The sequence below is a fragment of the Alloalcanivorax profundimaris genome, from assembly GCF_015265435.1.
Taxonomy (GTDB): domain Bacteria; phylum Pseudomonadota; class Gammaproteobacteria; order Pseudomonadales; family Alcanivoracaceae; genus Alloalcanivorax; species Alloalcanivorax profundimaris.
This window is the reverse complement of the sequence record NZ_JABJWH010000006.1, coordinates 11,021-24,362: the sequence shown is the minus strand read 5'-3', so window position 1 is coordinate 24,362 and position 13,342 is coordinate 11,021. Positions and strand designations below refer to the sequence as shown.

The 13,342-nt window shown below is 70.6% G+C and carries 11 protein-coding genes; 1 reads left to right on the top strand and 10 read right to left on the bottom strand.

Going from position 1 to position 13,342, the window contains the following annotated elements; translation table 11 throughout:
• Positions 1-31: 31 nt before the first annotated feature.
• Positions 32-1,387: a metalloprotease PmbA gene (gene pmbA / locus HMJ39_RS03040; protein ID WP_194296237.1), complete on the bottom strand. Its 1,356-nt coding sequence runs from the start codon at positions 1,385-1,387 to the stop codon at positions 32-34.
• Positions 1,388-1,418: 31 nt separating this feature from the next.
• Between pmbA and yjgA the strand changes: the two genes are divergently transcribed.
• Entirely contained in the window at positions 1,419-1,958 is a 540-nt protein-coding gene (yjgA, locus tag HMJ39_RS03035; RefSeq protein WP_194296236.1) for a ribosome biogenesis factor YjgA, read from the top strand.
• Here yjgA and HMJ39_RS03030 read toward each other — a convergent pair.
• From HMJ39_RS03030 to mreC, 9 genes are all read right to left on the bottom strand, one after another.
• Entirely contained in the window at positions 1,955-3,169 is a 1,215-nt protein-coding gene (locus HMJ39_RS03030) for an MFS transporter (protein WP_194296235.1), read from the bottom strand. The two genes, yjgA and HMJ39_RS03030, sit on opposite strands and share 4 nt — an antisense overlap.
• A gap of 79 nt (positions 3,170-3,248) precedes the next feature.
• On the bottom strand, positions 3,249-4,733 hold the full coding sequence (locus HMJ39_RS03025; RefSeq protein WP_194296234.1) for a C13 family peptidase: 1,485 nt from the start codon (positions 4,731-4,733) through the stop codon (positions 3,249-3,251).
• A gap of 26 nt (positions 4,734-4,759) precedes the next feature.
• On the bottom strand, positions 4,760-5,227 hold the full coding sequence (locus HMJ39_RS03020) for a cyclic nucleotide-binding domain-containing protein (protein ID WP_161383349.1): 468 nt from the start codon (positions 5,225-5,227) through the stop codon (positions 4,760-4,762).
• Positions 5,227-6,693, bottom strand: a complete 1,467-nt coding sequence (tldD, locus tag HMJ39_RS03015; RefSeq protein ID WP_194296233.1) for a metalloprotease TldD — start codon at positions 6,691-6,693, stop codon at positions 5,227-5,229. Before tldD ends, HMJ39_RS03020 begins: the two co-directional genes overlap by 1 nt.
• Positions 6,683-7,528 (bottom strand): carbon-nitrogen hydrolase family protein, encoded by an 846-nt coding sequence (locus HMJ39_RS03010; RefSeq protein WP_194296232.1) that lies wholly within the window; start codon positions 7,526-7,528, stop codon positions 6,683-6,685. Before HMJ39_RS03010 ends, tldD begins: the two co-directional genes overlap by 11 nt.
• Positions 7,521-11,372 (bottom strand): YhdP family protein, encoded by a 3,852-nt coding sequence (locus tag HMJ39_RS03005; RefSeq protein ID WP_256245311.1) that lies wholly within the window; start codon positions 11,370-11,372, stop codon positions 7,521-7,523. The genes HMJ39_RS03010 and HMJ39_RS03005 overlap by 8 nt, the downstream gene beginning before the upstream one ends.
• Positions 11,369-11,968: a Maf family protein gene (locus tag HMJ39_RS03000; protein WP_194296230.1), complete on the bottom strand. Its 600-nt coding sequence runs from the start codon at positions 11,966-11,968 to the stop codon at positions 11,369-11,371. Before HMJ39_RS03000 ends, HMJ39_RS03005 begins: the two co-directional genes overlap by 4 nt.
• Positions 11,968-12,465, bottom strand: coding sequence for a rod shape-determining protein MreD (gene mreD, locus HMJ39_RS02995; RefSeq protein ID WP_161383342.1), 498 nt, complete (start codon positions 12,463-12,465; stop codon positions 11,968-11,970). Before mreD ends, HMJ39_RS03000 begins: the two co-directional genes overlap by 1 nt.
• Positions 12,452-13,336, bottom strand: coding sequence for a rod shape-determining protein MreC (mreC, locus tag HMJ39_RS02990; protein WP_194296229.1), 885 nt, complete (start codon positions 13,334-13,336; stop codon positions 12,452-12,454). Before mreC ends, mreD begins: the two co-directional genes overlap by 14 nt.
• Between the last annotated feature and the right edge of the window lie 6 nt (positions 13,337-13,342).

The window sequence follows — 13,342 nt, the reverse complement described above, 5'->3', positions numbered from 1 at the left end:
CTTATTTCACAAAAGGTCTGAATTAAAACGATCAAACGCCGGCGACCTTCATGGGCGCCAGCAACAAGGATCCGGAGGCAATATTCCCACGCCGGTCCACATCCGTGCCACTGCCTTGGATGCCGGCGAACATCTCCCCCAGATTTCCGGCAATGGTAAACTCTTGCAGTGGCTTCTGTATGACACCGTTCTCAATCCAGAAACCCGCGGCGCCCCGGGAATAATCGCCGGTGACCAGATTGACGCCCTGCCCCATTACCTCCGTGACCAGCACGCCGGTGCCCATGCGCCGCATCAGCGCCGCCTGGTCCTCGCCGGTGTCGCTGATGGTCAGATTGCGCACGCCGCCGCCGTTGCCGGTGGGCGCCATGTCCAGACGGCGCGACGCGTACAGCCCGAGTGCGTAGCGGCGCAGCACGCCGTCCTCCACGAAGGCCTGATCGCGGGTCGGCAGACCGTCGGCGTCGAACGCCGATGAACCGTTGCCGCCGGGCAGCCGGGGCCGCTCGCGAATGTCGATGCCGGCGGGGAACAGGCGCTCGCCCAGGCGCTCGCCCAGGAAGGACGCGCGCCGGTACAGCAGGCCGCCGCTGATCGCCGATACGAAATGGCCGAGCAGGGAGGCGGCGATCTCCGGCGACAGCAGCACCGGCACCTGACCGGTGGCCGGCACCTCGGCGCCGAGCCGGGCCAGGGTGCGGCGGCGGGCGGCTTCGCCCACCGCTTCCGGGCCGGCCAGCCGGTCGGCGCGGCGGCCGCCGTCGAACCAGAAGTCCCGCTGCATGCCGTTGTCGTCCTCGGCCACCACGGCGCAGCCCCGGGAATGGAAAGTGCCCACGTAGCCCTGCAGGAAACCGGCGCTGTTACCCAGCACCTGGAGGCTGGTGCCGGTGCTCACCGAGGCGCCCTCGGAATTGACGATGCGCGGATCGTCCCGGGCCACGTTTTCACAGCGCAGGGCCTCCTCGATGGCCTGCTCGGTGGTCAGCGCCCAAGGGTGATAGAGATCCAGGTCCGGGCTGTCGACGGCCAGCTGGTCCGGCGCCGCCAGACCGGCGAACGGGTCCTCCTCGGTGTGACGGGCGATGGCGCAGGCGGCGGCCACGGCGTCGCGCAGGCTCTCCGGGCTGTCGTCGGAGGTGCTCGCCTGGCCCTTGCGCTGGCCGAAGAACACCGTCACCCCCAGGCCCCGGTCGCGGTGAAACTCCACCGTTTCCACCTCGCCCAGGCGGGCGTCCACGGACAGGCCCTGGGACAAACTCAGCCGCGCCTCGGCGGCGCTGGCGCCCTGGCGTTTGGCTTCCTCGAGGACCCGGGCCACGATGTCCCGGGCGGCGCCCAGGTTGTTGGGGCCGAGATCGGCTGTCGCGCTGGCGTTTTCGGACATAAAATAGGGTTTTCTCTTCCGCGTTGACGATATGACCGAGTATAACGATCCCCTGCCGAGCAAGACACGCCGCAAGCTGGAAATGCAGGACTTGCAGGACGTCGGCCTGAAAATCATGGACCTCAAGGCCGGCCAGCAGGCCCGCCTGCCGCTCAGCGACGCCCTGCGCGCGGCCCTGGAGGAAGCGCGCCGCATCAACCATCCGGACGCGCGCCGCCGGCACGCGCTGTACGTGGGCCGTCTGATCAGCGACGGCGACACCGACAGCCTGCTCACCGCCCTGGACACCCTCACCGACCCGGTGCGCCAACAGCGCCTCCAGCAATGGACCGAACAGATCCTGGCCTGCCCCGGCCCCCGGGACGCGGAACCGCTGCTGCAGCGGATTCTGGAGTTCTATCCGGAAGCGGACCGTCAGACCCTGCGCAACCAGGCGCGCAATCTGATCAAGGCGCGCCCGGAAGGCGATCTCGCCGAGGCCGGCGCCGACCAGCGCGCGCGCCTGAAGCGGGAGCGCAAACGGTTCCAGGGTCTGTTGAACGAGCTGGAAAAGAACGCCGCCCTGTATTAGGACGCGTCCCGGTCGGCCCGGACCGGGGCGCCTTCGGCGGCGTACACCCCGGATACCGCCTGCACCACCGTGATGGCCATCAACAGCCCCATGGGGATCAGCCAGGCGCCGGACACGTCATAGAGCGCGCCCAGGGTCACCGGGCCGCTGGCGGACAGCAGATAGCCCAGCGACTGGCACATGCCGGAGAGCCCGGCGGACACCCGGGCGTCCGCCCCGCGCACGGCGATCAGCGTCAGCCCCAGGGCGATCATGCAGCCCTGGCCCACGCCCAGCAGCACCACCCACAGCACCGGCGCGCTCAACGGCGCCACCAGCAACCCCACCATGCCGGCCAGGGGCAGCACCTGCATCAGCGCCATGGCCATCCGGCGGCGGCGCCGGAACAGGGCGAACAACAGCGGCGCCACGAAGTTGGCGGGCATGCCGCTGAGGGTGAACAGGGTCAGCAATCGGCCGGCCTCCGCCTCGCCGGTGCCGGCGTCGACGAAGAATTTGGCCAGCCAGGCGGTCAGCGTATAGAACAGCAGGCTCTGGCAACCGAAGAACAGGCTCAGCACCCAGGCGTCGCGCTGGCGCCACAAGGTGGGCCGGGTGGTGGCCAGCACCCGCTGCGCCGGCCGCCGGCGCAGCATGGGCAGCCAGGCCAGCGCCCCCAGCAGCGCCACCAGAGCGCTGGCCGCCAGGGGGTAACGCCAGTCGCCGCCGAAATGGTCGCGCACCGGCACCGCGAACGCCGCCGCCGCCGAGGCGCCGCAGGCCATCACCACCGAATACAGGGCGGTGACCGCCGCCACCCGGTGCGGGAAACGCTGGCGTACCAGGCCCGGCGTCAGCACGTTCATCACCGCGATGGCGGCGCCCATCATCAGCGTGCCCGCCAGCATCAGCCCGTAGTTCCCCGGCACCCGCAACGTCAGCCCCGCCAGCAGAACCCACAGCGCCAGCAACAGGGCCCGCTCCAGCCCCAGCCGCTCGCCCAGGCGCGGAGCGAACAGGGACAACGCCGCGAAGCACAACAGCGGCAGGCTGGTGAGCAACCCCAGGGCCACGCCGTCCAGGCGCAGGTCGTCGCCGATGCCGTCGGCCAGGGGGCCGATCACCACGATGCCAGTGCGCAGATTGGCGGCCAGCAGAATCAGAGCGGCCAGAAAGACCAGAAGGGGCCCGGCCCGGCGCAACGCGCCGGGAGCCTGGGAAGAAGGGGACATGAACAGCCTCGAATGCCAATGAGAGCGATAAAACGCAATCCGCAAGGATAACGCAAAACGCTTGACCTTTGGCCCTCCGCTACCACCAATCCAGGAAGGCCGGGCCGAACCAGGCCCGGGGCAGCGAACGCTGACCTTCCTCGATGCCCTGCTCCGTTTCCATGCTATCGACCCGGGCGCGGGCGGCTTTGAACAGGGCCTTGGGCTGATCCGGCCCCGGATTGTCCAGGGCGTCGCCATAGAGCGCTTCGCTGAACCAGGTGCGCTCGGAGTCGTCGCTGCAGCCGAAGGAGGTGCGGTCCGCGGCGGCGGCGGTGAAGATCATGCGGCGCCGCTCCGCCAGGGGATCCACCCATTGACCGGAGTAACAGGCGGACACCACCAGCCACAGATAACCGATGCCCGCCTCGTCGAGCCATTGGCCGAAGCGGTCCGGGGTCAGATCGTTGAGGGACAGCCCCGGCTGCGCCAGCACCAGGTCGCCCTCGCTGCCGCCGTGGCTGACCAGGTGCACGAACAGCAGGTCTTCCTCCGGGTCCAGGGTATTGCCCAGGGTGATCAGGCTCTCCCGCAGGCTGGTGAGGGTGGCCAAGGGCGCGCCGCTGCCGTCACCGTTGGCCAGCACCAGCCGGTGCCCCAGGCTCGACCAGCGCTCCCCGAGGCGCTCCGCCACCCACTGACTTTCCCGGGCGAACACCCCCTCACGCCCGTCACCGCCCACCACCAGTACGTAGACATCGCGCTGCCCGGCTTTCTGCGGCACCAGCGCGGCGAACGCCCGCTGTAGACGGCGCTCCTCGGAATACAGCCGTTGCTCGACCCGCTCGGCGCGGCGCCGGCGCCGCTCCTGGTAACCGTTTTCCTGCTCGAAGAAATCGCCGTGAGTGAAGAAGCCGCGCTCGCTGACCCGTTCGCCGTCCTGGTCCAGGGTGATGCGTTGACCCGGGCCACTGGCGTTGCCGAAGCGGAAGCGGCCCTTGCGGACCTCGCCGTCCGGGCGGGTCAACGTGCCCTGGCCGTGGAACAGCCAGTTCTGGAAACCGCCCTCGTAGATCAGGCCGTCGTCGTTCTCGTAGCGGCCCTCGACGATCTCGCCGCGCTCGAAGGTGCCGCGGTAGACCTGGCCGCCGGCGCCGGTCCAGGTGCCCTCGCCGTGGGGCTGCCAGTCGCGCAGTTCCCCCTGGTAGCGCCCGGCGTCGGCGAACGCCACCTCGCCGCGTACCGGGTCGCCGCCAGCGAAGGTGCCCGCGTAGACGGTGCCGTCCTCGCATTCATAGCGTCCCTCGCCGTTGGGCAGGCCGTTCTCGAACGCGCCCTCGTAAACGCAGCCGTCGGCGTACTGGTAGCGGCCCTGGCCCTGCATCACGCCGTCCACGAATTGCCCCTGGTAGACGCGGCCGTCCGGCCAGGTCAGGGTGCCTTCACCGTGGAACAGGTCGTCGCGCAGCGCGCCGTCGTAGACCGCGCCATCCGGCAGGCGGTAATCCCCCGGCAGTTGCTCCGGCCCGCAGGCGCCCAGCAGGGCGGCGGTCGACAGCAAGCCGGCAAGCAAAAAGCGTTTCATGGCGTCCCCGCTTCAGCCATCGGTGCTCAGCCCAGCGGCAACATGAACCGGGCCAGCCGGGAAGAGGTCTGGCGCAGGTTCTCGCACAGCAGCAGGGCGATGTTTTCCATCATCAGCGCGGCGGCATGGGGCCGCCGCCGGCGCAGTTGTTCGAAGCCCTTGCGGGTGAGCACCACCAGGGTGGTGTCCTCGGCGGCACGCACCGTGGCGGAGCGAGGCTGGCGATCCACCAGGGCCATCTCCCCCAGGGAGTCGCCGGGGTTGAGGTGGGCGATCACCGCGGTGCCATCCTGGTCGGCCTGGGCCTTGAGAATGTCCAGCCGGCCGCGCACCACGAAGCAGACGAAATCGCTGCGGTCCCCCTCGCGGCACACGGTGTCGCCGGCGGCCACGCGATTGACGAACACCAGCTTCTCGGCGACCGCCAGGTCGTCGGCGTCCAGGCCCTGAAACAGGCCCATGCGCGCCAGCACCTCGGCCACCGGCACGCTCATCAGGCGGTCCCGCCCACCGTCAGGGCATCCACCCGCAGGGTCGGCTGCCCCACGCCCACCGGCACCGACTGGCCGTCCTTGCCGCATACGCCGATGCCGGTGTCCAGGGCCAGGTCGTTGCCGACCATGGAAATGTTGTTCATCACCTCGGCACCGCTGCCGATCAGGGTGGCCCCCTTCACCGGACAGACGATCTTGCCCTTCTCCACCAGGTAGGCCTCGCTGGTGGAGAACACGAAGCGCCCGGAGGTGATGTCCACCTGGCCGCCGCCGAAATTCACCGCGTAGATGCCCCGGTCCAGGCTGGCCAGAATCTCGTCCGGTTCGGATTCACCGGGCAGCATGTAGGTGTTGGTCATGCGCGGCATGGGCAGGTGCGCGTAGGATTCGCGCCGCCCGTTGCCGGTGGGCTTCACGCCCATCAGCCGGGCGTTGGTCTTGTCCTGCATGTAGCCGGCCAGGCGGCCCTTCTCGATCAGCACGTTGTAACCGCTGGGGGTGCCCTCGTCGTCCACGTTCAGGGAACCGCGCCGGTCCGGCAGGGTGCCGTCGTCGACCACGGTGCACAGGCTGGAGGCCACCGGCTCGCCCATCTTCTTGCTGAACATGGAGGTGCCCTTGCGGTTGAAGTCGCCTTCCAGGCCGTGGCCCACCGCCTCGTGGAGCAGCACGCCGGGCCAGCCCGGGCCGAGCACCACCGGCATGGTGCCCGCCGGCGCCGGTTCCGCCTCCAGGTTGAGCAGCGCCTGGCGCACCGCGTCCCGGGTCCAGGCTTCCAGCTTGCCGTCCCGCCGCAGCCAGTCGTAGGCCACCCGACCGCCGCCGCCGGCGCTGCCGCGCTCGCGGCGGCCATCGCGCTCGGCGATCACGGAAATGCTGAAGCGGATCAACGGCCGCACGTCGGCGGCCAGGGTGCCGTCGGTGGCCGCCACCAGCACCACGTCCTGCTCGCCGCTGAGGCTCACGGTGACCTCCTTCACCGCCGGATCCACGGAGCGGGCCAGGCGGTCCATGTCGCGCAGCAGCGCCACTTTCATCTCGCTGCTCCAGCCGGGCAGCGGGTCCAGGGCCTCGTAGCGCGCCGGCACCGATTTGGCGGCGTCGATGCGCACCGGCTTGTCGCCGCCCTGGCGGCCGATGGCCGCGGCCGCGCCGCCGGCCTGGGTGAGGGCGTCCAGGGAAATATCGTCGCTGTAGGCGAAGCCGGTCTTGTCGCCACTGACGATGCGTACCCCGGCGCCGCGCTCCAGGTTGAAGCTGGCGTCGCGTACCAGGCCGTCCTCCAGCACCCAGGCCTCATGGCGGCTGTGCTGGAAGTAGACATCGGCGTAATCGGCGCTGCCCGCCAGCTTGCCACCCAGCAGGGTCTGCAACTGGTCGGTGCCCAGATCCGCCGGCGCCAGCAGAATGTCGGACGCCACGGAAAGGCGTTCGCTGTCAGAGAGCCGTTCTCTGTCAAAAGTCATCGGGACCGCTCACTTGGAATCGTTGATGGGTGTGCACCGGAAGGCCGGAGCGTACTGTTTTGAGCACCGCCGGGTCCACCGGACCGAGCACGACGCCGGGGTTTTCCCCGCCCTCGGCCACCACCCGGCCCCAGGGGTCCACCAGCATGGAATGGCCGTGGCTGGCGCGCTGCTCGCTGTGCCGGCCGCACTGGTTGGCGCCCAGCACGTAGCAGCCGTTCTGGATCGCGGTGGCGCGCAGTAGCACCTGCCAGTGGGCGGCGCCGGTGGTGGCGGTGAAGGCGCTCGGGTAGACGATCAGGTCGGCGCCGGCGTCCGCCAGGGCGCGGGCGTGCAACGGAAAGCGCAGGTCGTAGCAGATCGCCAGGCCCACCTTCAGGCCGCCGGCGTCCGCCACCACCACCTGGTCGCCGGCCTCGAACACGTCGGATTCCCGGTAGCGGCCCTGGGCATCGGCCACGTCGGCGTCGAACAGGTGCAGCTTGTCGTAGCGGGCCGCCACGGTGCCGTCCGGGCCCGCCAGGACCGCCCGGGTGCGTACCCGGGGCGCCGGCACGGCGGCGCCGTCCGGGCGGGTCAGGGCCGGCAGGCTGCCGCCCAGAACCCACAGGCCCAAGGCGCGGGCGCGCTCGCCGAGCCACTGGCAAAGCGCCTCGTGGCGCTCCGCCAGCACCCGGTAGTCGACGCCGTAGCCGGCGAAATTCTCCGGCAGGACCGCCAGGCTGGCGCCGCCCTCGGCGGCCCGTTCCAGGCCGTCGGCGGCGGCCGCCAGGTTGGCGTCGGTGTCGGTGCCGCTGGTCATCTGCACCGCGGCCACGGTGGTGATGTTACTCAAGGAAGCCCTCCGTCTCCTTGACCTTGGGCTCGCCCCAGGGCCCGGAGACCTGGTATTTCATAGTGGTGGTTTTGTCCAGCTTATCACCCCAGAGGCGCTCCACCACAAAGATGCCGGCGCACACCGCCGGGCCGGCCAGGCAACCGGCGTACAGGTTACTGGACAGGGGCAGGGTCATGCCCACTTCCAGGTCCAGGGTGCGCCGGGCCAACTGCGCCTCGCCGTTCACCTCGAACGCCGCCGAGGGGGATTCAATGGCCAGCTCCCGGGCGGTGAGCACCGGACCGTCGAAGCGGAATTCGCCGTCGATGCCGTCGCAGGCCAGGCCTTGCTGGTAGACGTCGGAGAAATCCAGGCGCAGGCGGCGCTGGATGTTGGCCAGGTTGACCACGCCAAGCAGGCGCAGCAGGGAGGTACGCCCCTCCGGGTCGGGCAGCCGGCATTCGCCGATGTCCAGGGTGGCGGAGCCGTTCAGGGCCAGGTAATCCGGCTTCAGGGGCCAGTCGTTCCAGGCCAGGTCCAGGGTGGCCCGGGCATCCTCGGTTTCCACCAGCGGCGGCAGGTCCAGAGCGCCGAAGGCGGCCTTCAGGTCATCGGAGGCCAGCGTTCCCTGGTAACGGCTGCGCTGGCCGCCCTGCCCGTCCTCGGTCCAGGTAAGCTGGCCGTCCACCTTGATGTGGTTCCACTCACCGCGCAGGGCGTCCACCCGCACGCCGCCGTCCACCGGCCGCAGGCGCCCGGACCAGTCGCCCAGACCCTGCCCGCCCAGGCGCAGGTCGTGCAGTTCCACGTCCATGTTCGGCACCCGGGTGGGTGACAGCGGCGGTTTGCTTTGCTCCTGCCCCTCCTGGTCGCCGTCACCACCGCCCAGAGGGCTGGCGGGCAGACGCAGGCGGTTCACGGTGAGCGCCAGGGGCGTGTCGCCCCGGGCCTGGTAGCCTTCCGGCAGACGCACGGTGCCGGCCACCGCCGGGCTGGCCAGGCCCAGCTCCCAGCCCCGCCCGCGTGGGGCGGCGCTGAAGCGGGCCGAGGCCAGCTCGGTGCCGAACAGGTCGAGCCGGTCGATGGACAGGGACACCCGGTTAATCAGCCCCCGGGCATCCCCCCCGCCGCCGTCACCGCCCTGGGCGGCGCCGTCCGCCGGCGTCAGACCACCGATGAAATCCAGCCACTGGCCGGCGTTGGCGCTCGCCACCCGGCCTTCGATGGTCAGGCCCCGGGGCGGCATCGTCGGCAGCTCACCGCCGCCCAGGCGCACCGCCCCCGCCAGCCCGTCGCCCAGCCAGAAGCGGGCCTCGCCCACTCCGCCGTAGGACGCGGAAATCTGATTGCCGCCGCGCTGCTGGCGCCACACAAGCCGGCTGGTGCGCGCCTGATTGGCCGCCTTGCCCAGCGGCGCCGGAGCGTCCACCTTCACCCCTTCCAGGGTGGACCGGCCCTCCAGCCGGAAGGCGTTGCCGCGCCAGGGCATGGCCAGATCCAGCTCCAGCGGCAGGGTGCCGGAAGCCGGCGCCAGCCAGTCCGCGTCCAGCCAGTCCCGCAGCCGTTTCACCGCCACCTTGCCGGTAAGCTGCATCTGGCTGTCCGGGCCCCGGGTCAGCCAGCTGCCCTGGAAGCGGGCACCCAGGGCGCGGCCTTCCAGGGTGCGCATGTTCATGCCCTGCTTGAGGTGGAAATACACCGGCGCGCTGACGTCGGTGAGACTCAGATTCAGGGGCTCGTTGCGCAGGCTGATCCGCTCGCCACGGCCGTCCACGATCACCATGGGTTCGCGGCCCTTGCCGCCCAGGGGCAGGTCGAGCAGCAGGTGGCCACCCACGGTGCCGTCCCGGAAGCGCCAGTCCAGCAGCCCGTCGGGCAGTTGCCCGGCCAGCGGGGTATCGTGGAACACCCGATCCAGGTCCGTGGCCGGGCCGTCCACGCGGCCTTGAATCAGGATGTGCCGCTGGCCGGGATCGTCCACCTCTGGCAGGTCCACGCTCACCCCGCTCAGGTCGGTGTTGAGCAGACGGCCCTCGCGGGCGGTGCCGGAGAGCCGGCGGCCGTCGATCAGCACATCGGCGCGCACGCCGGTGGCCGCCGGCCAGTCCGGGAGAAACGAAAGCACCAGGTCGCGGGCCTGGAAGCGCATCTGGAAGGTGCGATCCCGCTGCCGCTCCCGGTCGATCTTCACCGGGCCCTGGTACAGAAAACGGCCGTGGTCCAGGTGGCCGCCCTGGAACGCCTGGGCCAGCCAGTCGCCAAGCGGGTCCTTGAGCTTTTCCATGGGAATGTAATGGGCGGCGCGGGCACCGTTGCCATCGAATACGTCCGCCAGCAGACGCAGTTCCGGCACAGGCCGCGCCGCGCCGCCGTCCACGCGCAGCATGGCCAGGCCACGGGCGTCCGCGTTGGCGGCGCGCAGCACGCCGCTCTCCACCCACCAGTGGTCGTCCTCGCTGTGCCAGCGCAGCGGGCCGTTGAAGGCGGCGCTGAGCGGGTGGCCGTAAAGGCGCGGCACGGTCAGTTGCAGGGGCTCGCCGTTGAGCCGGGCCACACCGCCGTCCGGGGTGCCGGCCAGCCAGCCGGTCAGGCCGCTGACCCCGGGCACGCGGTCCAGGGCGTCGCTGGCGAGTCCGGCGAAGCGGGCCTGCAGGTGCGCGAGCCGGCCTTCCACGCCGTCCAGGTAGACCGCCTCCAGCACGCCCCGGGGCTCGTGTTCGCGCAGCCGGTCGCGCACCGTGTCCAGCCCCTCCGGCAGGGCGAACGGCCACTCCGCCAGTTGCCGGGTAAGCGCGTGAATGGCCAGGTCCTCACCCTTGAAACGCCAGTGGTACTGGTCATCCCGGCGCTGCCAGCGCAGCGCCATCGGGCCGGGGGAGACGGCGCCGGCGGGGGTCTGGCCGGTCAGCGAGGTCACCGACAACTGATTGTCGTCGTCGCCGTTGCGCCGCCACCGGGCCGCCAGCTCCAGATCGGTGAGCGGCCACTCCCCTTCTCCATCGGTGAGCGTGGCCGCCGGCGCGGACAGGCGTACCTGGCCGGCACTGGGCCGGCCATTCTCGATGCGCCCCCAGGCGCGCACCTGGCCGTTGAGCGAGGCCAGGTCCAGGGGCCAGTCGCGGGCCTCGGGCAGCCATTCCTGCAAGCGTTCGCCATGCACGTCCAGATAGCCGCGGGCGTTCAGTTCGTCAAGGGACAGGGGGTCGCCGTCCACCCGCAGGCGGGCGTCCACGGAAAACGGGCGGTCCCGGGCTTCCACCCGCGCCGACAGGGCGTGCTCGCCGTCGTCGTTGGTGAGCGCCAGGGTCAACGAGGAGGCGGCCAGCGGCGGCAGGCCGGGCCAGTCCAGGGAGAAACGGGCGTCTTCCACCAGGATGTGGTCCTGGCGGTACAGGGCGCGCAGGGTGCCGGCCAGATCGCCGTCGCCCTGGCGGCGCAGGGCCTCCAGGCCGCGCAGGCGAATGCCACCGTCCGGGTCGCGCACCAGATGCAGGTCCACGCCGCGCACGCGCAGCTCGCGCAGGTGGGGCTGGCGGTGCCAGAGGGTGGCCAGGATATTGACGTTCACCGACACCTGATCCAGGCGCAGGGAGGGTTCGCCCTCGGCGTCCGGCAGGGTCAGGCCGCGTACCTCGAAGCGCGGCGTGAGGCCGTCCATTTCGCCGCTGAGCTGATCGATGACGATGGGGAACCCGAGCCGCTGCTCGATCAGGGCTTCCAGATCCTGGCGGTAATCCGGCACCAGCATCATCATCTGCCGCGCCACCACCGCGTAGGCGGCGATCAGCAATACCGGCGCGGCCACCAGCCACCATAGCTGGCGGCGCAGCCTGTTACGCCACCGCACGCCGCGATTCGTCACTGCCAATAGGGAACTCCGGCCCATTCCAGGAGCGAAACGGTCTCCGCCAGGGGCAGACCCACCACTCCACTGTAACTGCCCGTCATGGAGGCCACCAGTGCCGCGCCCAGGCCCTGAATGCCGTAGGCGCCGGCCTTGTCACGGCCCTCGCCGGTGGCCAGATAGGCGCGCAGCCGCTCGGCGGACAACCGCCGCCATTGCACCCGGGTTTCCGAGGTGGCCAGCCGGTGCGCGTCGCCGACCCTCAGGCAGACCGCCGAGATCACCCGGTGTTCCCGGCCGTTGAGCGCTTCCAGCATGGCCAGGGCCTGGCGGTCGTCGGCGGGCTTGCCGAGAATGCGGTCATCCAGCACCACGGCGGTGTCGGCGCCCAGCACCGGCGCCCGTTCCGGGGCGCCGGCCTGGCCGGCTTCGGCTTTTTCCCGGGCCATGCGTTCCACATAGGCGCGGGGCGCCTCATCGGCGGCGGGGGTTTCGTCGATGCCCGGCGCGCGCAGCACGCTGAAGGGCACGCCGATCTGCGCCAGCAGCTCCGCCCGGCGGGGCGACCCGGACGCCAGGTACAAATGCGGTACACGGGGCTCGTCGGCGGCCATCAGCGCACCAGGAAGCGCAGTTGCACCCAGCGCAGCAGCGCGCACAGGGGCCGCCAGATCACGGCGCTGGCGGCGGCGGAATAGAGAATGGTGTAGGGCGGGTAGAAGGTGCGCCCCACGGATTCCTGGACCAGATAGGCAAGCAGCTGGGCGGAGCCCACCAGCAGGAACACCACCGCGCTTTGCTGCAGCGGCGGGAACACCCGCATGCGCTTGTAGGCGGCGAGCATGAAATAGGCGCCCAGGGCGTAAGCCAGGCCCCACTGGCCCAGGGTGGTCCCCACCAGCACGTCCTGATAGAGCCCCACCATGAAGCCCCACAGCACGCCGATGCGATGCGGCAGGGACAGCACCCAGTAGAGCAACACCAGCAGCAGCCATTCCGGGCGCACCCAGTCCAGATTGTCGCTGAGCGGCACCACTTCCAGCAGCGCCGCCAGCACCAGGGTCACCAGAATGACGCCGGTGCCCGCCGGGCGTTCGCTATTGAGCTGCATCGGCGGCCTCCTCGCCCCCGGCGGCGGCATCGCCGGGCTCGCGTTCCATGTCCGGGCCGCTCACCGGTTCCATGGACTGCACCAGCAACACATGGCTGACGCGGTCCAGGTGGGCGGTGGGCCGGGCCTCGATCTCGGAGAAGGCGGCGCCGGAGTGGTGGCGCACGCTCACCACCCGGGCCACCGGATAGCCGCGCGGGTAGAGCTGGCCCAGGCCGGTGCTGACCAGCAGATCGCCCTCGCGGATGTCGGCGGTGTCCGGCACGTACAGCAGGCGCAGGCGGCTGCCCTGGCCGGTGCCGGCGAGGATGGCGCGCACGCCGTTGCGGTTCACCTGCACGCTCATGGCGTGGCTGGCGTCGGTGATCAGCAGCACCCGGGCGGACAGCGGCCCGGTTTCCACCACCTGGCCGATCAGCCCCTCGGAATCGAGCACCGCCTGGCCCTGGGCCACATCGTCGCGCACGCCCTTGTTGATCACCAGTTCCTGGCGGTTGGGGTCCGGGTCCACGCCGATGATTTCCGCCACCAGCACCGAGGCGTCCAGGTTGGCGGAGGAGTTAAGCAGTTCGCGCAGGCGGGTGTTTTCCGCCTGCAGTACCGCCAGGCGCTGCACCTTCTGCTCCAGGATCAGCACCTGGCGCTCCAGGCGCTCGCGGGATTCCATCAGCTTGGTGCGGGTCTCGGTGAGGCGCATGAAACCGTTCACGGCGTCCACCGGCAGGTGGGCCAGGTAATGCACCGGCGCGGTCAGATAGCCGAAGCCGTAGCGCACCGGCTCGACCCAGCGGCTACGCTGATCCAGGGCGATCAGCACGACCGCCAGGACCAGGGCGATGAGCAGGCGGTAGGTGGGGTTCGCGGAGGCCATGGGCCG